Here is a 20,325-nt window from a genome sequence, read left to right as displayed (position 1 = left end):
GCCGGGGACAGTAGCGGACAGGAAGGTTTCCTACCAGACCTCGGAAGCCGGGACGCCGGGCCCCGCGCCGACTGTTCACCCGGGGTTCAGAGACTGATGTGGTACGCCTTGCGCAGGGTCTCGTGCACGGTCCACGTCGTCCGGTCGCCCTCCCTCAGCACGCACGCGTCGCCGGGGCCGATCTCCAGGGTGGCGCCGCCCTCGACGGCGACGGTCGCGCGCCCGGAGACCACCACGAAGAGCTCGTTGGCCTCGGTGTCGGTGACGACGCCGGGCGTGATCTGCCAGATGCCGCGCAGCTGCTTGCCGTCGGCCGACTCCCACAGCACCTTGCCCGTCACCTCGGGCGTGCCGGAGACGATCTGGCCGGGGTCGAGGGGCTCGGCCTCCAGCTCCGCGTCGGGGATGTGCACGGCGAAGGAAGGCAGGTCATGAGTCGTCATGGGCGGTGACTGTAGCCGGGCTCCGAGAGGATTCCGAGGCCGGGATCGCCTGGAACAACAGCCTCCGTTTCGGCTCCCACCAGGAGCGATACCGAAGGTCGTCCCCGGCGACGAAATCCGCACCGGCCCTCGGGCGCAGTGCCCCAAGGGCCCCCGGGCCACCCCCGGCACCGCCGCCCGCCGGTCCGTCACGGATTCCGCAGCGGTCTCCCGGCGTGTGGCAGGAGGTCGCCAACGAGGTTTGCGGGCCCGGTGATCGCGCCAAGGAATGGGGCATGTCCACACAGGTGTCCGAAGAGGTACGGGAAGCGCTCCACGAGGGCCGGCCCGTCGTCGCGCTGGAATCGACGCTCATCGCCCACGGCCTGCCGCGCCCGCGCAACCTCGCCGTGGCCGAGGAGCTGGAGGAGTCGGTACGGGCCGGGGGCGCCGTCCCCGCCACGATCGCGGTGGTCGACGGCACGGCCAGAGTCGGCCTCGACCGGGCGGCGCTGACCCGGATCGCCGAGGACCCGTCGGTGCGGAAGCTGGGCCATCGCGATCTGGCCCCGGCCCTGGCGACCGGGGCGACCGGGGCGACGACGGTCTCGGCGACGGCCTGGCTGGCGGACGCGGCGGGCATACGGGTGTTCGCGACGGGCGGGCTCGGCGGAGTGCACCGCGAGTGGCGCGAGACGCAGGACGAGTCCGCCGACCTGCGGCTGCTCGCCCGGGTCGGGATCACCGTGGTGTGCGCCGGGGTCAAGTCGATCCTCGACGTGCCCGCGACGCTCCAGCGCCTGGAGACCCTGGGCGTGACCGTCGTCGGCTACGGCACGGAGCGCTTCCCCGGCTTCTACCTCTCCTCCTCGGGCGAGCCCGTCGACTGGACCCTGCGCACCCCGGCGGAGGTGGCCGGGGTCATACGGGCCCAGGACGCCCTGGACGGACCCCGCGCCGCGCTCGTCGTGGCGAACCCGGTGCCGGTGGCGGAGCAGCTGGATCCCGCGCTGCACGACCGGGTGCTCGCGCGGGGCCTCGCCGAGGTGCGGGAGAAGGGCGTCACCGGGCAGGCGGTGACCCCGTTCCTCCTGGAGTACCTGATGGTGCACACGGAAGGGGCGTCCCTGGAGGCCAACCTCGCGGCGGTACGGGGCAATGTGCGGCTCGCGGCGCGCATCGCGGGAGCGTACGCGTCGGCGTCCGGCGCGGACGGCCGGTGACCCGCGCCGGGGCCGCGCTGCTCGTCGTCGGGGACGTGGTCACGGACGTCGTCGCCCGGCACCCGACCCCGTTGGCGCCCGCCACGGACACGGCGGCGGAGATCCGCACCCTCCCCGGCGGCGCCGGGGCCAACGCGGCCTGCTGGGCGGCGCGTTCGGGCCACGGCGAGGTGCGGATGCTCGGACGGGTGGGGACGGACGCGGCCGGCTGGCACGAGCGGGCGCTGCGGAGGGCGGGCGTGCGCCCCCTGCTCGTCCCCGACCCGGAGGCGGCGACGGCCACGGTGATCGCGCTCGTCGACGGCTCGGCGGAGCGCACCTTCCTGACGGACAGCGGGGCCGCGCTGCGCCTCTCCCCCGCCGACTGGTCGCCGGGGCTCCTCGACGGCGTCGCCCGGCTGCACCTCTCGGGGTACCTGTTCTTCGCCTCGACGAGCCGCGAGACGGCCCGCCGGGCGCTGCGGGACGCGCGGGAAGCGGGTGTCCCGGTGAGCGTGGACCCGGCGTCGGCGGGGTTCCTCGCGGAGCTGGGCGCGGACCGGTTCCTCGCGGCGGCGGAGGGCGCCGAGACGCTGCTGCCCAACGCCGACGAGGCCCGGCACCTCACGGGGTGCGGAGAACCGGAGTCGGCCGCGGCGGAGTTGAGCCGGCGGTTCCCGCTGGTCGTGGTCACGCTCGGCGCGGCGGGTGCCCTGGTCGCCGAGGGCGGCGCGGTCACCGCGCGGGTGCCGGCGCCACCGGTGCTGCCGGTGGACTCGACGGGCGCGGGCGACGCGTTCACGGGGGCGTTCCTGGCGGCGCGGCTCGCGGGAGCGGACGCGGCGGGAGCCGCCGCGGCGGGCTGCCGAGCGGGCGCGGAGGCGGTCACCACCGTGGGCGGCAGACCCGCGTCGGCGCCGGAATCACCGGGGGACCCGGAGCACCTGGACGCCCGGGGGGGCCTGGACGCCCCGGAGGACCTGGAGGCCTCGGCGGACCTGGAAGCCTCGGAGGACCTAGAGGCCTCGGCGGACCCTGATCCGAAAGGCAGGCCCTAGGTCCGCAGGCCCGTCCAGGCCGGGTGGCGCGGGTCGTCGGCGCGCACCACGGCGTCCGCCGCCTCGGTGGGGTCGACCTCCGCCTCGTACCGGGCGAAGGCGGGCAGCGTCCAGGCCTCCCCCGTGCGCCGCGCGAGGGCGGCGGGCGAGAGCCGCAGGTGCACGGTGAGGTCGAAGGGGAACCAGTGGCCGAGCAGGAAGGGACCGTGCAGCACCAGCACCCCGCGCGGCGGCAGCGTGACGTACGGGCTGCGGGTCGCGCGGTCCGTGGCCGGGTCCCACAGGTCGGGCAGGACGCGCCCGGTGCCGCCGGGTTCCAGCGGGCCGAACACCTCCCGCCACAGGGCCCCGGTGTCGGTCCACCCGCTGTAGTACGCGTCGGGGTCCCGCTTCCCGTACTCGAACCGGAGGGAGGCGGGCCGCAGGAAGCCGCCGGTGCCGACGACGTGGACCGCGCGCCCGCGGGTGCGCAGCGCCTCGGCGAGGAGTCCTGCGAGCTCGTCGCCGGGCGCGGCGGGCGGCCCGTCGATGCCCACCTTGAGCCAGGAGTCGCCCCCCGCGGCGGGGGACGCGTCGAGGTGGCCGGCGAGCGCCTCCGCCAACCGGTCCCAGGTGATCGCCTCGTATCGCATCCCGCTCATCCTGCCCGTCGCTCCCCTGACGTGTACCGGCTGACACCCACCGCATTACGGTGACCTGGCCGTGCGACCGTACGGCACCGCCGGAGGAGAGGTCCGCATGAGTCCGCGCCAGGAAGCACTTCCCTACGGGACCACGGAGGCGACGACGCCCTTCGGTCTCGGACTGCACCACGTGCAGCTCTCGCTGCCGCCGGGCGAGGAGGACGTGTGCCGCGGCTTCTACGTGGACGTGCTCGGCATGACCGAGATCCGGAAGCCGCCGGTCCTGGCGGCGCGCGGCGGCCTGTGGGTGCGCTCGGACGCGCTGGAGATCCATCTGGGCGTCGAGGAGGACTTCCGGCCGGCCCGCAAGGGGCACCCGGGCATCCTGGTCGGCGACATCGACGGGCTGGCCGCGCGGCTGGCCGGCCAGGGCGTCGAGGTGACCTGGGACGACGACTTCCCCGGCCACCGGCGCTTCTACGTCGCGGACTGCCACGGGAACCGGCTCGAGTTCCTCCGCCCGCAGAGCTGATCGCGCGTCACGGCTTGACCTTGTCACTGGCGTCACGGTTCGACGATCGCCCCATGGACACCACCACACCCACCAGGGTCGTCGTCGTCACCGGCGCCGGCACCGGCATCGGCCGGGCCACCGCGCGCTCCTTCGCCGGACAGGGGGCCACGGTCGTCGCCGTCGGCCGCAGGGCGGAGCCGCTGCGGGAGACGGCCGAGGGGCACCCGGGCATCCACCCGTTCACCGCCGACGTCACGGGGGACGGCGCGCCCGAGGAGATCGTCCGCTCCGTGCTGACGGCACACGGCCGGCTCGACGTCCTGGTCAACAACGCCGGGATCTCCACGGGCGGCCCGCTCGGCACCCTCGGCCGTTCCGTGATCGGCCCGCTCCTGGAGACGAACCTCGTCGCCCCGGTCCTGCTGACGCAGGCGGCCGTCCCCGCGCTCCGGGAGAGCCGGGGCGTCGTCGTGAACGTCACGACGACGATCGGCCAGCGCGGCTGGCCCGCCAACTCCGTCTATCCGGCGACCAAGAGCGCCCTGGAGACCCTGACCCGCTGCTGGGCGGTGGAGCTCGCGCCGGCCGGCGTCCGGGTCGTGGCGGTCGCGCCCGGCGCGATCGAGACGCCGATCGCGGACCACATGGGCCTCTCGCCCGAGCAGCGGGAGGCCGTCCGGTCCTGGCAGCTCGCGCACACCCCGCTGGGACGCATCGGCCGGCCCGAGGAGGTCGCCTGGGCGATCACCGCGCTCGCCGCCCCGGACGCCGCGTTCCTGACGGGCACCGTGCTGCCCGTGGACGGCGGCGCGCTGGTCGCGTGATACCACTGCGCGAGGAGGTGGCGTCCTTGCGCATCGGTGAACTGGCCCGGCGGACCGGGGTGTCGGCCCGCGCGCTGCGGCACTACGAGCAGGCGGGGCTGATCGCGTCCGTCCGCGCGGCCAACGGGTACCGGTCGTACGAGGAGACCGCGGTCGTGCGGGTGGCGAACATCCGGTACCTGCTGGACGCGGGCTTCACCCTGGACGACGTGTCCGCCTTCCGCACCTGCCTGGACGGGGACGTCTCCGCGGTCCCGCCGTCCCCCCGCGCGCTGGAGATCGCCCGCGAGCGGCTCGCCGTGATCGACGCGCGCATCGCGGCGCAGACGGCGGCCCGCGACCGTCTGGCGAAGGCCTTGGCCGCGCGGTCCTCCTGAGGGCGACGGCCCTTGCGGGGCCGCCAGGGCGCCATCGCCCGGGTTCAGGCCGGCACGCCCGCCGGCGCGACCCCTTCGAGTGCGGCGCGGCCCGACGCGACCGCCTCGCCCAGTGTCAGCTCCCCCGTGGCGAGGGCCCGGCAGGTCGCCGTGTCGGTCCGCAGCCGGGCATCGGGGGCCGTCACGCCTCCGTCCCCGTAGGACACACCGCCGTCGACCTCGATGCGTACGTGGAACTCGCCCTCGTCGAGGGTTACTTGGACGACTCCCGGACCGAGCTCCGCGAGGGCGTCGAGGAGCGGGATCGCGTACCAGTGGGCCCGGACGGCGTCGGTGGGCCGGGGCTCCCCGAGGTCGGGCGCGCCCCAGGCGGCGAGGGTGCGCAGCACGGGCAGCAGTTCGCGTCCGCGCGGGGTGAGTTCGTACACGGACGCCGAGGCGGGCGGGGGCAGCCGGCGCCGGGTGGCGAGTCCGGCGCCCTCCATGTCCTTGAGGCGGCCGGCGAGCATGTCGGTGCTGACGCCGGGCAGGTCGGCGTGGAGGTCGGTGTAGCGGCGCGGCCCGGCGAGGAGTTCGCGGACGACGAGCAGGGTCCAGCGGTCGCCGACGAGGTCGAGGGCGCGCGCGGCGGCGCAGTGCTGGTCGTAGCTGCGGCGGCGTGGCTGACGTGGCATGCGACGCAGTCTAGACATGTTGTTGGACTTTCCAAGCTCGAACTTGGTAAAACCAAGCATCACTGATTCCGGGGACCTGGGGAGGTCGGACATGGAGTTCCGGCAGTCGAGCAAGCTGAGCGAGGTCTGCTACGAGATCCGCGGCCCGGTGATCGAGCACGCCAACGCGCTGGAGGAGGCCGGCCACAGCGTCCTGCGCCTCAACACCGGCAACCCGGCGCTCTTCGGCTTCGAGGCCCCCGAGGAGATCGTCCAGGACATGATCCGGATGCTCCCCAAGGCCCACGGCTACACCGACTCGCGCGGCATCCTCTCCGCCCGGCGCGCGGTCGCCCAGCGCTACCAGTCCATGGGCCTGCCGGACGTGGACGTCGACGACATCTACCTCGGCAACGGCGTGTCCGAACTGATCTCCATGGCCGTCCAGGCCCTCCTGGAGGACGGTGACGAGGTCCTCGTACCCGCCCCCGACTACCCGCTGTGGACGGCGGTGATCACGCTGGCGGGCGGCAAGCCCGTGCACTACCTGTGCGACGAGTCCGCCGACTGGTACCCGGACCTCGACGACATGGCGTCGAAGATCACCGACCGCACCAAGGCCGTCGTCGTCATCAACCCCAACAACCCCACCGGCGCGGTCTACCCGAAGGAGGTCCTGGACGGCATCTTCGAACTCGCCCGCCGCCACGGCCTGATGGTCCTCGCCGACGAGATCTACGACCAGATCGTCTACGACGAGGTCGTCCACCACCCCGCCGCCTCCCTCGCCCCCGACCTCGTCGTCCTCACCTTCGGCGGGCTCTCCAAGACCTACCGCGTCGCGGGCTTCCGCTCCGGCTGGCTGGTGGTCACCGGGCCGAAGCAGCACGCGAGGAACTACCTGGAGGGCCTCACCATGCTGGCCTCCATGCGGCTCTGCCCCAACGCCCCCGCCCAGTACGCCATCCAGGCCGCGCTCGGCGGGCGGCAGTCGATCCACGAACTGTGCGCCCCGGGCGGCCGGCTGCGCGAACAGCGCGACCGGGCCTGGGAGAAGCTCAACGAGATCCCCGGCGTCTCCTGCGTGAAGCCGAAGGGCGCCCTGTACGCCTTCCCGCGCCTCGACCCCGCCGTGCACCGGATCCACGACGACGAGAAGTTCGTCCTCGACCTGCTCCTGCGGGAGAAGATCCAGGTCGTGCAGGGCACCGGTTTCAACTGGCCGCGCCCGGACCACTTCCGCATCCTGACCCTGCCCTACGCCGACGACCTCGACGCCGCGATCAGCCGCATCGGCCGATTCCTGAGCGGCTACCGGCAGTGACGTCCACCCCCTCGTGCTGTCATGATCTACGGGTCGGAGGGCCGAGGGAATCGGGAGGGCGACCGGTCATGGATGCGGCGCTGATAGCCGTGGTGGGAACCCTGTTGGGCGTCGTCTTCACGCACTGGTTCCAGGGGCGGGCCACCGAGCGCACGGCCGCCCTCGCCCGCACCGAACAGCTCCGGCAGGAACGGATCTCGACCTACAGCGCCTTCGCGGGCGCGGTCGTCGACTACCGGCACAGCCAGAACGACCGCTGGTTCCGGGCGCGTCGGCAGCCCGGCTCGGAGGAGGCGGAGGAGTCCCGGCACGCCTCCTACCGGCAGCGCACCGCCGCCCGGCAGGCCCTCTTCCGCGTCCAGCTGGTCTGCGAGGACCCGGAGGTGCGACGGCTCGCCGAGGCGGCGTTCGTGGACTCCCACTGCATGCACGAGGCCGTCGACGAGGCGGACCGCGCCCGCCGCTCGCAGCAGGCGAAGGAGGCGCTCGCCGTGTTCATCGCCGCCGCCGCTCCCGGCGTCCGCTGATCGGGGGCCCGCCGTGGACCTCGTCGCGCCCGTCGTCGTCGAACCGCTCAGGCGCCGCCGCTGCTCGGAATGTCGCCAGGGGCCGCTGGAACGGATGATCGTCGAGTTCAACGCACCGGTCTGCCTGGACTGCGCCGATCTCGGCCATCTCGTCTTCCTGCGCCGGGGCGACACGGCGCTCACCCGCCGCGCCAGGGAGGCCAGCACCCTCTGGGCCGTCGTCGTACGGCACAACCGGCGCCGCACCCGGTACGAACGCCAGGGCCTGCTCGTCGAGGAGGCCGCCCTCGCCGAGGCGGAGCGGGCCTGCCTGGCGGACGAGGAGGCCCGGGCCGCGCGACGGGCCCGGGACGCGGCGCGGCGGTCCGCCCTCGACGCCGAGATCACCGAGGTCCTCCGGGCGGAGATCCTGCGGCTGTTCCCGTCCTGCCCGGCGGACCGGGCCACGGAGATCGCCGTCCACGCCTCGGCGAAGGGCAGCGGACGGGTGGGGCGGACGGCCGCCGGCCGCTCGCTCGACCGCGGCGCGGTCACCGCCGCGGTACGAGCCTCCGTACGGCACGTGGACACGCCGTACGACTCCCTGCTGATGCAGGGGATCCCCCGGCACCAGGCCCGGACGAGGATCGCGCCCGCCATCGAGGCGGTGCTCCGGACCTGGCGCGAGAGCGGCTGAACCACGGGCGGCCGGGAGCGGGGCTGACGGCTCGGGCGTCAGCCCGCGTCGCCCCGGCCGCGCGGGGGCCGGGGGGGCCGACCCTCAGGCCTGGTCGCCGGTGCGACGTCCCCGGCGGTAGAGCAGCGCGCCGCCGAGGAGCAGCGCCGCGCTCGCGGAAGCGGCGTATCCCGTGGCGTCCGAGCCCGTGGAGGCCAGCGAGGCCGTGCTCGTCTCACCCTGCGGCGCGGGCGCCGGGGCGGGCGGGGTCACGGTCTCGGCCTGCGGCACCGGCACGTTCCGCACGGGGGTCTGCGGGCGGGGCGTCGGCGTCTCGATCGGCTGCTCGGGCTTGGCCGGGCCGTTCACCGAGGTGTTGCCGACGGCCGGGTTGCCGATGCCGACCACGTTGACCGAGTTCCCGCTGAGGTTCACGGGGAGGTCGATGGGCAGCTGGAGGCCGTTCCCGGAGAGGACGCCCGGGGATCCCTCGGCGTGGGTCTCGGCGGTGGACCCGCCGCCGTTGGAGGAAGCGCCCCCGTGGGAGCCACCGCCGTGGGAGCCGCCGGCCTGCTCGCCGCCGCGCGGGGTGCCGGGCTGGTCCTTGTGGGCGTGGCCACCGCCCTTCTCGTCCCCGTAGCCCCCGGTCTCGGGTGCGGCGGAGCGGTTGGCACAACTGTTGCCCGCGGCCGGGTTGAGCAGCCCGACGACGTTGACCGTGTTGCCGCAGACGTTGACCGGCACGTGCACCGGGAGCTGAATCGTGTTGCCGGAACCGACTCCCGGCGAACCGACGGCGGCGCCCTGCGCACCGGCGTCGGCGTGCGCGGCGCCCGCCGAGAGGGCGAGCGCTCCGCCCGTGACCAACAGTGTGGCCAGACCACTTCGGCGAATCTGCCTCATGGCTTCCTGCCTTCCGGAGGTGTACACGGGCAAGCGCCCGTACCGGAATCAACGCGACAAACCTGCGTGCCGGATCCAGCCGTTGACGGGTTTCACTCCATCGAGTGGGACTCCGTTCGAGTGTCGGGTCAACTCCCGTCAGCGCCCGAGCAGATCGGTGAGGGCGCCGACCGGGTCCGGGTCGGGGGCTCCGCGCGGCCACCAGTCCTCGCGTCCGGCGTCCGACTCGTATCCGTACCAGAGACCGTCCCGGCCGAGCCGGAGCTGGAGGGAGTCCCCGGAGAGCCGGTTGCGCCAGGGGCGCAGCGACGGGAAGTCGGCGGCGATCAGCGCGGGTCTGGCCCGGTCGAAAGGACCGGCGGGCGGATCCCAGGGCTCTTCGAGGACCGCGAGGCCCGCCGCGCCGCCCTGCCGCCAGGCGGCGACCGCGCGGGCCAGGTCCGTGGGGGTGCGGTCCAGGGCGTACGCCAGGTCCCGGTAGAGCGCGCGGGAGGAGGCGGTCAGTCCCGAACCGGGGTGTGCGGCGGCCAGCCGGACCGCGTCCTGCCAGGGCGTGAGCGCGGCGACCGGGTCGTGGCCGGTGGCCAGGAAGGCGTGGGCGCGGGCGGCGGCCTCGGTGGCGAGCAGGTCGAGGGCGAGCGGATCGGGGGCGTGGGGGTCCGGCGGGAAGACCGGGGGGCGGCCTGGCCGGTCCGGGACCGGCAGCTCGGGCGGCAGCGGCAGCAGCCCGGCACCGGTGGCCGCGTCGATCGCGATCCGGGCGGGGACCGTCGGCATCGGCGGGGCTGCGGCACCCGTCTCCGCGGCGCTCCGGGCGGCGTTGCGCCGGGTGAGCTCGGCGAGGAGTTCCTGCTCCCCGCGGCCGCGCATCAGGAAGAGGACGAAGGGGTCCTCGTCGAGGAGGCGGGCGGCCTGGTAGCAGAGGGCCGCGGCGTGCTTGCAGGGGTAGCCGTCGTCCGGGCAGGAGCAGTCGGGGACGAGGTCGCCCGGCGCGGGCAGCAGTCCGGTGACGGCCTCCAGGGCGTGCGGCACGTCCTTGTCGAGGAGGGCGGCGATGTGGTCGGGGCGGGCGGCGGCCTCGTCGAGGAACCGCTCCCAGCCGTCGTCGTCGAGGGTCCGCATCCTGATCTCGGTGCGGTACGGGCGGGGCCGGCTGCCGTGCACATAGGCCACGACCCGGCCGGGGGTGACCGTGATCGCGTCGACGTGGCCGCGTCCCGCGTACGTCTTGCCGCGCGCGAGCCGCGCCGGGTCGAGGGCGGTGGACTCCAGGGCGGTCACCCAGGCGTTCCCCCACCAGGAGGCGGCGAACCGGCCGTCGGACGCCGAGCGCGGGGCGACCTGCGGGAAGCTGCGGCGGCGGTCGTCGTGGCGGGGGGCGGCGCCCCGTGCGCCGCGCGCGCCCCGGGGGTGGTTCACGAGGGCCTCCTCAGGGACACCAGGTCGGCGAGCTCCCGGTCGGTGAGTTCGGTGAGGGCGGCCTCTCCCGAGCCGAGGACGGCGTCGGCCAGGGCCCGCTTGGCGCGGAGCATCTCGGCGATGCGGTCTTCGACGGTCCCCTCGGCGACGAGCCGGTGGACCTGGACCGGCTGGGTCTGGCCGATGCGGTAGGCACGGTCGGTGGCCTGCTCCTCCACCGCCGGGTTCCACCAGCGGTCGTAGTGGACGACATGGCCGGCCCGGGTGAGGTTGAGGCCGGTGCCCGCGGCCTTCAGGGAGAGCAGGAAGACCGGGACCTCACCGGCCTGGAAGCGGTCGACCATCCGCTCCCGCTCGGCCACCGGGGTGCCGCCGTGCAGGAGTTGGGCGGGGATGCCGCGCGCGGCGAGGTGGTCGGCGAGGAGCCGCGCCATCGACACGTACTGGGTGAAGACGAGCACGGACCCGTCCTCCGCGAGGATCGTGTCGAGGAGCTCGTCGAGCAGGGCGAGCTTTCCCGAGCGCGCGGCGAGCCGCGCGGTGCCGCCGCCGCGCGGTGCCTGCTCCTTGAGGTACTGCGCGGGGTGGTTGCAGATCTGCTTGAGCGAGGTCAGGAGGCTCATGACGAGCCCCCGGCGGGCCATGCCCTCGGCTCCTTCGATCCGTGTCATGGTCTCGCGGACGACCGCCTCGTAGAGCGAGGCCTGTTCCCGGGTGAGGGCGACGGGATGGTCGGACTCCGTCTTGGGCGGCAGTTCGGGGACGATGCCGGGATCGGACTTGCGGCGGCGCAGCAGGAAGGGGCGCACGAGCCGGGCGAGCCGCTCGACGGCCTGCTCGTGCTCGATCTCCTCGTGGTTCTCCACGGCGCGGGCGTGCCGGGAGCGGAAGGCCTTGAGCGGGCCGAGGAGACCGGGGGTGGTCCAGTCGAGGAGCGCCCAGAGCTCGGAGAGGTTGTTCTCCACGGGGGTGCCGGTGAGGGCGACCCTGGCGGGTGCGGGGATCTCGCGGAGCGCCTTGGCGGTCGCGGAGAACGGGTTCTTGACGTGCTGTGCCTCGTCGGCGACGACCATCCCCCACTCCCGCTCGGCCAGCCGGGCGGCGCTGGTGCGCAGGGTGCCGTAGGTGGTGAGGACGAAGCCGCCCTCGGTGCCGTCGAGGTCGCGGTCGGTGCCGTGGAAGCGCCGGACGGGCACGTCGGGGGCGAACTTCCGCACCTCCCGCTGCCAGTTCCCGAGGAGGGAGGCCGGGCAGACCACGAGCGTGGGGGCGCGCCGGGCGCGGCGGAGGTGGAGGGCGATGAGGGTGACGGTCTTGCCGAGCCCCATGTCGTCGGCGAGGCAGCCGCCGAGCCCGAGCGAGGTCATCAGGTCCAGCCAGGCGAGGCCGCGCAGCTGGTAGTCGCGGAGGGTGGCGGTGAGGCCCGGTGGGGCCTGCACGTCCTCGGGGCCGGCCAGGAGCCGGTCGCGGAGCGCGGCGAGGGCCCCGACGGGGACGGCGGGGACGGACTCGCCCTCCACCTCGGCGGTGCCGGTGAGGGCGGCGGCGAGGGCGTCGACCGGTTCGAGCAGGCCGAGTTCCCGCTTGCGGGCCTTGCGGACGAGCGCGGGATCGACGACCACCCACTGGTCACGGAGGCGCACGACGGGCCGGTGGGCCTCGGCCAGGAGGTCCATCTCGCGCTCGGTGAGCGGATCGCCGTCGAGGGCCAGCTGCCAGTTGAACCGCAGGAGCTCGTCGCTGTCGAAGAAGGAGGTGCCGTCGGTGGCGGAGCCGGGCGCCGCCTGGGCGGGGCGGACGACCGCCGAGGCGCTGAGCGAGCGGGCGAGCTCGCGCGGCCAGTGCAGGGCGACCCCGGCGTCGGCGAGCCGGGCGGCGGCCGGGCCGAGCAGCTCGTACAGCTCGTCCTCGGTGACGGCGAGGACGTCGGGCACGTCCCGCTCCAGGAGCCGGGTGAGCGGGGTCCACACGCGGGCGGCCCGGCGCAGGGCGAGGACGGCGTCGATCCGGGCGCGGGGCCCGAAGTGCTCCCCGTCCCCGGCCCACAGGTCCGCGGCGTCGATGACGAGGGTCGGGTCGGCGAGGCTGTGGATCTGGAGGAGCGCGGCGGCGGCGTGCCGCTCCCCCTCGGTCCGCTCCCCCGCTCGCGCGTCGTCGGTGCCGGCCGTGGTGTCGAAGAGTTCGTACGGGGACAGGTCGAGGCGGAGCGAGACCCGCACCCCCGCGTCCATCCCGGCCGCCGCCTCGGCGGCCCAGGCCCGCGCGCGGGGCAGGTGCTGGGGTGCACGCGCGGCGAACGGCGCGCCGACCGCGTGGGCGGCGGCCGGGGTGCGGGGCAGCGTGTCGGCGACGGCGTCGAGGAAGGCCCGCACGAGGGCCTCGGGCTCGGGCAGCCGCAGCGGGCCCCGTGCGGCGACCGGCACGGCGTACCCCTCGTACGGCAGGGCGGCCGCGACAGCCCGCAGATGGGCGATGTCCTCGGCGTCCAGGGGGCCGGCCCGCCAGGCGTCGAGGTCGTCGGCGGTCAGTCCCGGCAGCAGCCGCCCGCGTGCGGCGAGGTGCAGGGCGTGCAGGGCGGCGGCGCCCCAGGCGGCGGTCGCGGGGTGGGCGGCCGGGTGGTGGCGGGCCGCGACGAGGTGCGGCAGGGCGGCGGCGACGGGCAGGGTCACGGCGGGCACGGACCTGCCCCGGGCGCCGCTGCCGTGCCGGCGGGCCACGGTCAGCTCGACCCGCTCCGCCCCGCTCGGCCCGGGGTCCGGCAGCTCACCGCCGTCGGGGGCCCAGAAGGCGACCCGGCCGTCCCGGGGAAGGGCGGCGGGCAGGAAGACGGCGGCGCCGGTCGTCCAGGTGTGTGCCACGGCTCCGCTCTCCTCCCGCTGTCCGGCGATTCCCCACTGGACCTCCGACCTTACGGGTGGGGTCTGACAACGGGCGCGGGGCCGTTCCCCCGGGCGGCCCAACAGCGGATGACAGGGGTCGCCGCCGGCGGGATGGTGGCCTGAAACGACCCGACAGAAGAGGATCCGCCATGTCCGTTCGCCGGCGTCTCACGACCGCCACAGGGGCCGTGCTGCTCACTCTCGCCGTCGCCGGCTGCTCGGGCCTCGGCCGCACCGCCGTGGGCACGATCAAGTCCGAGACGCAGCACAGGTTCGTGGTGACCGTGACGAGTCCCCTGGTGAAGGGCTGCCACCGCCTGCCGCCCTCGGGCGTGACCAGGGTCGAGAACAACGCCCTGACCGACATCATCATGTACCGGACCCGCAACTGCGACGGTCCGAACTCCATCTATGTCCCCACCAACTCCGCGAACTGGATCGCCCCGGACACCCTGCCCTGGCGTAGCTACAGCGTCGTGCACTGAGCGGCCGCCCGGGCCTCCCGGCAGCCGTTCCGTTTCCCTCGACCCGGGTCCATGCTGGAAGTGACCCCGGGGCCCCGAGGGGAGGTGCGACCGTCATGCGGACCGGGAACGAGCCGGCGAACGCGCGGAGCGCGCTGCGCCTGCGGTTCTGGCTGAGCCTGTGGGGACTGCTCTGGGCCGCCTTCGGGACGACCGTGTTCTCGCTGGTGGGGCGCCCCGGCTGGGCGGCGGCCTGCGGGGTGCTGTTCCTGGTGGTCGCGGTCGACATGACGGTGGTGCTGCACCACATCCACCGGGGCCCGCACTGGCAGCCGGGCCGGAGCATCCCCCCGTACGAACCCGATCACGGCGGCACGGGCCGCTGACGGCCGCCCGCTCAGTTCCGGGTGTCGAAGCCCGCCGCCCGGAGGTACTCGGGCTTCGGGTCGAGCGCCGCGGCGAGGCGGAAGTGCCGCATGGCCTGGGCGGTCAGTCCCGAGCGCTCGAAGGTGCGGCCGAGCGCGAAGTGGGCGAAGGCGTTGTCCGGCTCGCGCTCCAGGACCAGCTCGAACTCCAGCTGCGCCGGACGGAGCTGCGCGGCGGCGAAGAACGCCCGGGCGCGCAGCAGACGCGCCGCGGTGTTCTCGGGGTGGGCGGCGATCACCGAGTCCAGCAGCTTCACGGCCCCGCGAGGGTCCCGCGCGGCCAGCAGGTGCTCGGCGGCGCGGAAGTCGATGACGTGCGTTTCCGGGTTGCTGTCGGCCACGTTGGCATCCTTCCCCTCGATCGGGTGGTTGAACACCGTACCCGGGCGGGGCATTCCGCCGGCCCCCTCTAGGGGGTGCCGTGGGCCCGGCGCTCCAGCTCGTCCCACACCTTCCGCACCTGCGGCTCCAGCGCGTCGAGCGGGCCGTCGTTGTCGATCACGAGGTCGGCGACGGCGAGCCGCTGCGCGCGCGTGGCCTGGGCCCCCATGCGGGCCTCGGCCTCGGGCGCCGCCATCCCCCGGAGCCGTACGAGCCGGTCGAGCTGTGTCTCGGGGGACGCGTCGACGACCACGACCAGGTCGTACAGCGGCGCGAGCCCGTTCTCGGTGAGCAGGGGTACGTCGTGGACGACGACGTCCCCGGCGCCCGCGCGGCTCTCCAGCTCCGCCGACCGGGCCCCGACCAGCGGGTGCACGAGGGCGTTGAGGGTGGCCAGGCGCTCGGGGTCGGCGAACACGATCGAGCCGAGCTTCGGCCGGTCGAGCGTGCCCTCCGGGGTGAGGACGCCGTCGCCGAAGGCCGCGACGACGGCCGCAAGCCCCGGGGTGCCGGGCTCGACGACCTCGCGGGCGATCCGGTCCGCGTCGATCAGCACGGCTCCGTACGAGACGAGCAGCCGTGACACTTCGCTCTTGCCGGCGCCGATCCCGCCGGTCAGGCCCACCTTCAGCATGAGCGGCAGCTTAGGGCCTGCCCCGCGGAGGCTAGGCGTCGCCCTCCCGCTCCGCGAGGAAGCGCTCGAACTCACGGCCGAGCTCGTCGGCCGACGGCAGGTCGACCGGCTCGGCCACCAGGCTGCCGCGCGTCTCGGCGCCGGCGACCGCGTCGTACTGGTGCTCAAGGCCCTGGACCAGCGAGACGAGCTCCTCGTCGCCCTCGCCGATCTGACGGTCGATCTCGGTCTGGGTGCGCCGGGCCTCGGTCCGCAGCGCGTGGGCGACGCCCGGGAGGACGAGACCGGTGGCGGCGGTGACGGCCTCCAGCGCGGTCAGGGCGGCGTCCGGGTAAGGGGACCGGGCCACGTAGTGCGGGACGTGGGCGGCGACGCCGAGGGTGTCGTGACCCGCTTCGGTGAGCCGGAACTCGATGAGGGACTCGGCGCTGCCGGGCACCTGGGCCTCGTCGAAGGGGCTGCGGTGCCCGGGCATGAGGTCGGTGCGGCTGCCGTGCGGGGTGAGGCCGACCGGGCGGGTGTGCGGCACGCCCATGGGGATGCCGTGGAAGTTGACGGAGAGGCGCACCCCGAGGCGCTCCACGATCTGCCGGACGGCGACGGCGAACCGCTCCCACTCCACGTCCGGCTCCGGTCCGGAGAGGACGAGGAAGGGCGCGCCGGTGGCGTCCTGCACCAGACGGACCTCGATGGACGGCGTCTCGTACGCGCTCCAGCGGTCGCGCCGGAAGGTCAGCAGCGGGCGGCGGGCGCGGTAGTCCACGAGCCGGTCGTGGTCGAAGCGGGCCACCAGCTGGTGCGGGAGGGTGTCGAGCAGCCCGTCGACGATCTGCTCGCCGGTCTCGCCCGCGTCGATGTACCCGTCGAAGTGGTACAGCATGACGAGCCCGGCCGACTCCTGCGCCAGGGCCAGGTCGACGACGGCCACACCCTTCGGGTCCCATTCGTACAAATCCTGGGGATCAAGCACGATTACCGCTCCTCCTCGTGTTCTCTCTGGGAACGTCTCGGGTGCCACGGCCATTCCCGGGTCGCACGCGTTCCGGCGCGTCGGAGCGCGCGGATTTCCGGCACATCACGGCCATTGGTCCAGACCTTGACATGGCCGCGCCCCCTCCCTACCGTCTCGGGACAGCATCGCGTTCAGCATCTCGACCTCTGTGCACATACAGGAACTCCTCCTGCCCCACTCGCTGCCCGGAAGGCAACCACCATGCGCACCCGAACGCTGCTCCTCCCTCTGCTCCCGGCGCTCCTCGCCGTCCCCCTCGCCACGACCCCGGCGGTCGCGGCCACCGTCGAGGTCTCCACCGCGGCCCAGCTCAAGACGGCGCTCGCCAACGCCCGGCCCGGCGACACGATCCACCTCGCGGACGGTACGTACACCGGCAACTTCAAGGCCACGACGCCGGGCACCGCGTCCGCCCGGATCACCCTGACCGGCTCCCCGCGCGCGGTGCTCACGGCGGGCGGGGGCTACGGGCTGCACCTCAACGGCGCGTCGTACTGGACGGTCGGGGGGATCACGGTGACCGGCGGACAGAAGGGGATCATGGCCGACGCCGCGAACGGCGTGGTGATCGACGGGGTGACCGTGCACGACCTGGACATGGAGGGCGTGCACTTCCGCAATTCCAGCAGGAACGGGGTCGTCAGGAACTCGCGGATCTACGACACCGGGAACGACGGCCGGGGCATGGGCGAGGGGGTGTACGTCGGCACCGCCGGAAACCTCTCCGACCGGAGCGACGACGCACAGATCCTGAACAACGTCATCGGGCCGGACGTCGGCGGCGAGAGCGTGGACATCAAGGAGGGCACGACGGGGGCGAGGATCGTCGGCAACACCTTCGACGGGCGCGGGCTGACCGGCGCCAACTACGACGACTCCTGGGTCGACGTGAAGGGCAACGGTGTCCTCGTGGCGGACAACACCGGCGTCAACACGACGAACAACGGCTTCGAGACCCACACCCAGCAGAGCGGCTGGGGCTGCGGCACGGTCTTCCGGGGCAACCGCTCGGATCTGACCGGCGCGACCGGTGATCGGCGACTCGCGATCAACGTCACCCACCAGAGCGCCGACTGCACGACCACCGTGTACGCCTCCAACACGGTGACCGGCGGCAACGGGCTGACGAACATCGCCGTCACCCCCTGACGGAGGCCGGAGAACGGCCGAGGCCCGCTCCCCCGAAGGGGAACGGGCCTCGGTTCGCTAGCGGCTAGCGCTCAGCGGCGAGCCTGTTCAGCTCTGGCCGCCGGCGAGCTTCTCGCGGAGGGCGGCGAGCGCCTCGTCCGACGCCAGGGCGCCGGAGTTGTCGTCCGACTCCGAGGAGTACGAACCACCCGAGATGCCCGCACCGGCGTTGCCGGCGGCCGGGGCGGCAGCACCCTCGGCAGCGGCGGCCTCGTCGGCCTCGCGGGACTTGATGACCTGAGCCTGGTGCTGCTCGAAGCGAGCCTGCGCCTCGGCGTACTGGGTCTCCCAGGCCTCGCGCTGCGCCTCGTAGCCCTCGAGCCAGTCGTTGGTCTCGGGGTCGAAGCCCTCGGGGTAGATGTAGTTGCCCTGGTCGTCGTAGGACGCGGCCATGCCGTACAGGGTCGGGTCGAACTCGACCGAGGCCGGGTCGGCACCGAAGGACTCGTTGGCCTGCTTCAGCGAGAGGCTGATGCGACGACGCTCGAGGTCGATGTCGATGACCTTGACGAAGATCTCGTCGTTGACCTGGACGACCTGCTCCGGGATCTCCACGTGGCGCTCGGCCAGCTCGGAGATGTGGACCAGACCCTCGATGCCCTCGTCCACGCGGACGAACGCACCGAACGGAACCAGCTTGGTGACCTTACCCGGGACGACCTGACCGATCTGGTGGGTCCGGGCGAACTGCTGCCACGGGTCCTCCTGCGTCGCCTTCAGCGACAGGGAGACACGCTCGCGGTCCATGTCGACGTCGAGAACCTCGACGGTGACCTCCTGGCCGACCTCGACAACCTCGGAGGGGTGGTCGATGTGCTTCCAGGACAGCTCGGAGACGTGCACGAGGCCGTCGACGCCACCCAGGTCCACGAAGGCACCGAAGTTGACGATCGAGGACACGACGCCGGAGCGGACCTGACCCTTCTGGAGGGTCGTGAGGAAGGTCTGGCGAACCTCGGACTGGGTCTGCTCCAGCCAGGCGCGGCGGGACAGGACCACGTTGTTGCGGTTCTTGTCCAGCTCGATGATCTTCGCCTCGAGCTCCTTGCCCACGTAGGGCTGGAGGTCGCGGACGCGACGCATCTCGACCAGGGAGGCCGGGAGGAAGCCGCGGAGGCCGATGTCGAGGATGAGACCACCCTTGACGACCTCGATGACGGTACCGGTGACGATGCCGTCCTCTTCCTTGATCTTCTCGATGGTGCCCCAGGCGCGCTCGTACTGGGCACGCTTCTTCGAGAGGATCAGGCGGCCTTCCTTGTCCTCCTTCTGGAGAACCAGGGCCTCGATCTCGTCGCCGACCTTGACGACCTCGTTCGGGTCGACGTCGTGCTTGATCGAGAGCTCGCGGCTCGGGATGACACCTTCGGTCTTGTAACCGATGTCGAGCAGGACCTCGTCCCGGTCGACCTTCACGATGACGCCGTCGACGATGTCGCCGTCGTTGAAGTACTTGATCGTCTCGTCGATCGCGGCGAGGAAGGCTTCCTCGTTACCGATGTCGTTGACCGCAACCTGCGGGGTGGTGGCGGTGGTCTCGGTGCTGCTCGTCATGTGGGAAAGGGCTCCGGTTACGGACAGAAAGTCGTAGGTACTGCTACGCCGAGAGCCCGTATCGCACCAAGAAGCCGGACAGCAATGAAGCGCCCTTCCGCGAACGGGAGGGAACCTCGAAAACCGAGGGGACATACAACAGGTGCGAGCGCGGCCTGCTCCGTCTGAGGCGCGCAGGCCCGCAGCGCAACCTTTAGCATACGGGGGCGGCCGGACAGGGTCAATGCGCGAAGCGCGCACCCGGGGCAGATCCCCTCAATTCCGGCACCAGTCATGGCCCTTGCGCCCTCAGGGCGGGGGTGCGCCGCACGGCGGCACTGAGCGCAAACTACATCGGCGGGCGAGATGAACCAAGAGTACGGACACGAAGACGCGGTCGACGGGGACGCCGACGAGGCCGAGGCGACCCGGCGTGACGCCGGGGAAGCGGAGAGCAGCCGGGCGAGCCGCGGCTGGTGGGACCGGAACGCCGACGAGTACCAGAGCGACCACGGTTCCTTCCTCGGCGACGACCGGTTCGTGTGGGGCCCGGAGGGACTCGACGAGGCCGAGGCCGGGCTCCTCGGGCCCGCCGCCTCGCTGAAGGGCCTCGACGTCCTGGAGATCGGCGCGGGCGCGGCGCAGTGCTCGCGCTGGCTGGCGGCGCAGGGGGCGCGGCCCGTGGCCCTCGACCTCTCGCACCGGCAGCTCCAGCACGCGCTGCGGATCGGCGGGGAGGTGCCGCTGGTGGAGGCGGACGCGGGGGTGCTGCCCTTTCGGGACGGCTCCTTCGACCTGGCGTGCTCGGCGTACGGGGCGGTGCCGTTCGTCGCGGACCCGGTGCGGGTCTTCCGCGAGGTGCGCCGGGTGCTGCGGCCGGGCGGCCGCTGGGTCTTCTCGGTGACGCACCCGGTCCGCTGGGCGTTCCCGGACGAGCCGGGCCCCGAGGGCCTCTCGGTCGCCGCCTCGTACTTCGACCGCACGCCGTACGTCGAGCAGGACGAGCAGGGGCGGGCGGTGTACGTGGAGCACCACCGGACCATCGGGGACCGGGTGCGCGACGTGGTGGCCGGCGGCTTCCGGCTGGTGGATCTGGTGGAGCCGGAGTGGCCCGCCTGGAACAGCCAGGAGTGGGGCGGCTGGTCCCCGCTGCGGGGCAACCTGATCCCGGGCACGGCGATCTTCGTCTGCGAGCGGGACGGATAGCTCCGCCCGGACGGGACGGATAGCTCCGCTCGGACGAGACCGGTAGCTCCGATCGGACGGGACCGATAGTCCTACTTATGGAGGGCCCTGTGGATAACAGGG

The 20,325-nt window shown here is 73.6% G+C and carries 22 protein-coding genes; 12 read left to right on the top strand and 10 right to left on the bottom strand.

Translation table 11 applies throughout. From position 1 onward, the window contains the following. Positions 1 to 86: 86 nt before the first annotated feature. Entirely contained in the window at positions 87 to 443 is a 357-nt protein-coding gene (locus ABTY59_RS13760; RefSeq protein ID WP_352019113.1) for a cupin domain-containing protein, read from the bottom strand. A gap of 275 nt (positions 444 to 718) precedes the next feature. On the opposite strand from ABTY59_RS13760, the gene ABTY59_RS13755 reads away from it, so the two are divergent. Next, a complete protein-coding gene (locus tag ABTY59_RS13755; protein WP_352019112.1) occupies positions 719 to 1,645 on the top strand; it encodes a pseudouridine-5'-phosphate glycosidase in 927 nt (308 codons plus the stop codon). Further along, entirely contained in the window at positions 1,642 to 2,682 is a 1,041-nt protein-coding gene (locus ABTY59_RS13750) for a carbohydrate kinase family protein (RefSeq protein WP_352019111.1), read from the top strand. Before ABTY59_RS13755 ends, ABTY59_RS13750 begins: the two co-directional genes overlap by 4 nt. Here ABTY59_RS13750 and ABTY59_RS13745 read toward each other — a convergent pair. After that, entirely contained in the window at positions 2,679 to 3,314 is a 636-nt protein-coding gene (locus ABTY59_RS13745; RefSeq protein ID WP_352019217.1) for a nucleoside/nucleotide kinase family protein, read from the bottom strand. The two genes, ABTY59_RS13750 and ABTY59_RS13745, sit on opposite strands and share 4 nt — an antisense overlap. 106 nt (positions 3,315 to 3,420) lie before the next feature. On the opposite strand from ABTY59_RS13745, the gene ABTY59_RS13740 reads away from it, so the two are divergent. Genes ABTY59_RS13740 through ABTY59_RS13730 form a run of 3 tightly spaced genes read left to right on the top strand, consistent with a single transcriptional unit; the run spans position 3,421 to position 5,020 of the window. Continuing rightward, entirely contained in the window at positions 3,421 to 3,837 is a 417-nt protein-coding gene (locus tag ABTY59_RS13740; RefSeq protein WP_352019110.1) for a VOC family protein, read from the top strand. A 53-nt stretch (positions 3,838 to 3,890) separates the two neighbouring features. Beyond that, positions 3,891 to 4,643, top strand: a complete 753-nt coding sequence (locus ABTY59_RS13735; protein WP_352019109.1) for an SDR family NAD(P)-dependent oxidoreductase — start codon at positions 3,891 to 3,893, stop codon at positions 4,641 to 4,643. 26 nt (positions 4,644 to 4,669) lie between these two features. Continuing rightward, entirely contained in the window at positions 4,670 to 5,020 is a 351-nt protein-coding gene (locus tag ABTY59_RS13730) for a MerR family transcriptional regulator (RefSeq protein WP_352019108.1), read from the top strand. A gap of 44 nt (positions 5,021 to 5,064) precedes the next feature. Here the strand turns inward: ABTY59_RS13730 and ABTY59_RS13725 are convergent, their stop codons facing one another. Continuing rightward, on the bottom strand, positions 5,065 to 5,694 hold the full coding sequence (locus tag ABTY59_RS13725) for a winged helix-turn-helix transcriptional regulator (protein WP_352019107.1): 630 nt from the start codon (positions 5,692 to 5,694) through the stop codon (positions 5,065 to 5,067). Positions 5,695 to 5,785: 91 nt separating this feature from the next. Between ABTY59_RS13725 and ABTY59_RS13720 the strand changes: the two genes are divergently transcribed. The 3 genes from ABTY59_RS13720 to ABTY59_RS13710 all read left to right on the top strand — a co-directional run bounded on the left by ABTY59_RS13720 (position 5,786) and on the right by ABTY59_RS13710 (position 8,200). Next, complete coding sequence (locus ABTY59_RS13720; protein ID WP_352019106.1) at positions 5,786 to 6,997, top strand: pyridoxal phosphate-dependent aminotransferase; 1,212 nt, start codon at positions 5,786 to 5,788, stop codon at positions 6,995 to 6,997. Positions 6,998 to 7,065: 68 nt separating this feature from the next. Then, complete coding sequence (gene kilB / locus ABTY59_RS13715) at positions 7,066 to 7,524, top strand: plasmid transfer protein KilB (RefSeq protein ID WP_352019105.1); 459 nt, start codon at positions 7,066 to 7,068, stop codon at positions 7,522 to 7,524. A 13-nt stretch (positions 7,525 to 7,537) separates the two neighbouring features. Next, entirely contained in the window at positions 7,538 to 8,200 is a 663-nt protein-coding gene (locus ABTY59_RS13710; protein WP_352019104.1) for a DUF2293 domain-containing protein, read from the top strand. 84 nt (positions 8,201 to 8,284) lie between these two features. On the opposite strand, the gene ABTY59_RS13705 is transcribed toward ABTY59_RS13710, so the two are convergent. The 3 genes from ABTY59_RS13705 to ABTY59_RS13695 form a co-directional block, all read right to left on the bottom strand. Then, complete coding sequence (locus ABTY59_RS13705) at positions 8,285 to 9,082, bottom strand: chaplin (RefSeq protein WP_352019103.1); 798 nt, start codon at positions 9,080 to 9,082, stop codon at positions 8,285 to 8,287. A 138-nt stretch (positions 9,083 to 9,220) separates the two neighbouring features. Further along, complete coding sequence (locus ABTY59_RS13700) at positions 9,221 to 10,501, bottom strand: SWIM zinc finger family protein (RefSeq protein WP_352019102.1); 1,281 nt, start codon at positions 10,499 to 10,501, stop codon at positions 9,221 to 9,223. Further along, entirely contained in the window at positions 10,498 to 13,359 is a 2,862-nt protein-coding gene (locus ABTY59_RS13695) for an SCO1167/SCO6262 family helicase (protein ID WP_352019101.1), read from the bottom strand. The genes ABTY59_RS13700 and ABTY59_RS13695 overlap by 4 nt, the downstream gene beginning before the upstream one ends. Positions 13,360 to 13,529: 170 nt before the next feature. On the opposite strand from ABTY59_RS13695, the gene ABTY59_RS13690 reads away from it, so the two are divergent. Next, on the top strand, positions 13,530 to 13,865 hold the full coding sequence (locus tag ABTY59_RS13690; protein ID WP_352019100.1) for a hypothetical protein: 336 nt from the start codon (positions 13,530 to 13,532) through the stop codon (positions 13,863 to 13,865). 95 nt (positions 13,866 to 13,960) lie between these two features. Beyond that, the gene (locus tag ABTY59_RS13685; protein ID WP_352019099.1) at positions 13,961 to 14,230 is read left to right on the top strand and encodes a DUF6343 family protein; all 270 of its coding nucleotides are present in this window, start codon (positions 13,961 to 13,963) and stop codon (positions 14,228 to 14,230) included. An 11-nt stretch (positions 14,231 to 14,241) separates the two neighbouring features. On the opposite strand, the gene ABTY59_RS13680 is transcribed toward ABTY59_RS13685, so the two are convergent. The 3 genes from ABTY59_RS13680 to ABTY59_RS13670 all read right to left on the bottom strand — a co-directional run bounded on the left by ABTY59_RS13680 (position 14,242) and on the right by ABTY59_RS13670 (position 16,254). Then, a complete protein-coding gene (locus tag ABTY59_RS13680; protein WP_352019098.1) occupies positions 14,242 to 14,610 on the bottom strand; it encodes a tetratricopeptide repeat protein in 369 nt (122 codons plus the stop codon). Positions 14,611 to 14,678: 68 nt separating this feature from the next. Then, entirely contained in the window at positions 14,679 to 15,284 is a 606-nt protein-coding gene (coaE, locus tag ABTY59_RS13675) for a dephospho-CoA kinase (RefSeq protein ID WP_352019097.1), read from the bottom strand. Positions 15,285 to 15,315: 31 nt separating this feature from the next. Then, a complete protein-coding gene (locus ABTY59_RS13670; protein ID WP_352019096.1) occupies positions 15,316 to 16,254 on the bottom strand; it encodes a PAC2 family protein in 939 nt (312 codons plus the stop codon). Positions 16,255 to 16,497: 243 nt separating this feature from the next. On the opposite strand from ABTY59_RS13670, the gene ABTY59_RS13665 reads away from it, so the two are divergent. Next, entirely contained in the window at positions 16,498 to 17,445 is a 948-nt protein-coding gene (locus ABTY59_RS13665) for a right-handed parallel beta-helix repeat-containing protein (RefSeq protein WP_352019095.1), read from the top strand. Positions 17,446 to 17,532: 87 nt separating this feature from the next. Here the strand turns inward: ABTY59_RS13665 and rpsA are convergent, their stop codons facing one another. After that, positions 17,533 to 19,038 (bottom strand): 30S ribosomal protein S1, encoded by a 1,506-nt coding sequence (gene rpsA / locus ABTY59_RS13660; protein ID WP_030692649.1) that lies wholly within the window; start codon positions 19,036 to 19,038, stop codon positions 17,533 to 17,535. A gap of 345 nt (positions 19,039 to 19,383) precedes the next feature. Here rpsA and ABTY59_RS13655 point away from each other — a divergent pair, with 345 nt between their 5' ends. Further along, entirely contained in the window at positions 19,384 to 20,223 is an 840-nt protein-coding gene (locus tag ABTY59_RS13655) for a class I SAM-dependent methyltransferase (RefSeq protein ID WP_352019094.1), read from the top strand. The last annotated feature ends 102 nt before the right edge of the window (positions 20,224 to 20,325 follow it).

It is taken from the genome of Streptomyces sp. NPDC096079, assembly GCF_040303145.1.
GTDB lineage: Bacteria > Actinomycetota > Actinomycetes > Streptomycetales > Streptomycetaceae > Streptomyces.
This window is presented reverse-complemented; position numbering and strand designations above follow the sequence as displayed.

Excerpts from the sequence above, each read along its gene's own strand:
- ABTY59_RS13705 (WP_352019103.1), bottom strand. The coding sequence starts at position 9,082 with ATGAGGCAGATTCGCCGAAGTGGTCTGGCCACACTGTTGGTCACGGGC.
- ABTY59_RS13725 (WP_352019107.1), bottom strand. The coding sequence starts at position 5,694 with ATGCCACGTCAGCCACGCCGCCGCAGCTACGACCAGCACTGCGCCGCC.
- ABTY59_RS13690 (WP_352019100.1), top strand. The coding sequence starts at position 13,530 with ATGTCCGTTCGCCGGCGTCTCACGACCGCCACAGGGGCCGTGCTGCTC.
- rpsA (WP_030692649.1), bottom strand. The coding sequence starts at position 19,038 with ATGACGAGCAGCACCGAGACCACCGCCACCACCCCGCAGGTTGCGGTC.
- ABTY59_RS13745 (WP_352019217.1), bottom strand. The coding sequence starts at position 3,314 with ATGCGATACGAGGCGATCACCTGGGACCGGTTGGCGGAGGCGCTCGCC.
- ABTY59_RS13740 (WP_352019110.1), top strand. The coding sequence starts at position 3,421 with ATGAGTCCGCGCCAGGAAGCACTTCCCTACGGGACCACGGAGGCGACG.
- ABTY59_RS13755 (WP_352019112.1), top strand. The coding sequence starts at position 719 with ATGTCCACACAGGTGTCCGAAGAGGTACGGGAAGCGCTCCACGAGGGC.
- ABTY59_RS13735 (WP_352019109.1), top strand. The coding sequence starts at position 3,891 with ATGGACACCACCACACCCACCAGGGTCGTCGTCGTCACCGGCGCCGGC.
- ABTY59_RS13685 (WP_352019099.1), top strand. The coding sequence starts at position 13,961 with ATGCGGACCGGGAACGAGCCGGCGAACGCGCGGAGCGCGCTGCGCCTG.
- kilB (WP_352019105.1), top strand. The coding sequence starts at position 7,066 with ATGGATGCGGCGCTGATAGCCGTGGTGGGAACCCTGTTGGGCGTCGTC.
- ABTY59_RS13760 (WP_352019113.1), bottom strand. The coding sequence starts at position 443 with ATGACGACTCATGACCTGCCTTCCTTCGCCGTGCACATCCCCGACGCG.
- ABTY59_RS13665 (WP_352019095.1), top strand. The coding sequence starts at position 16,498 with ATGCGCACCCGAACGCTGCTCCTCCCTCTGCTCCCGGCGCTCCTCGCC.
- ABTY59_RS13655 (WP_352019094.1), top strand. The coding sequence starts at position 19,384 with ATGAACCAAGAGTACGGACACGAAGACGCGGTCGACGGGGACGCCGAC.
- ABTY59_RS13720 (WP_352019106.1), top strand. The coding sequence starts at position 5,786 with ATGGAGTTCCGGCAGTCGAGCAAGCTGAGCGAGGTCTGCTACGAGATC.
- coaE (WP_352019097.1), bottom strand. The coding sequence starts at position 15,284 with ATGCTGAAGGTGGGCCTGACCGGCGGGATCGGCGCCGGCAAGAGCGAA.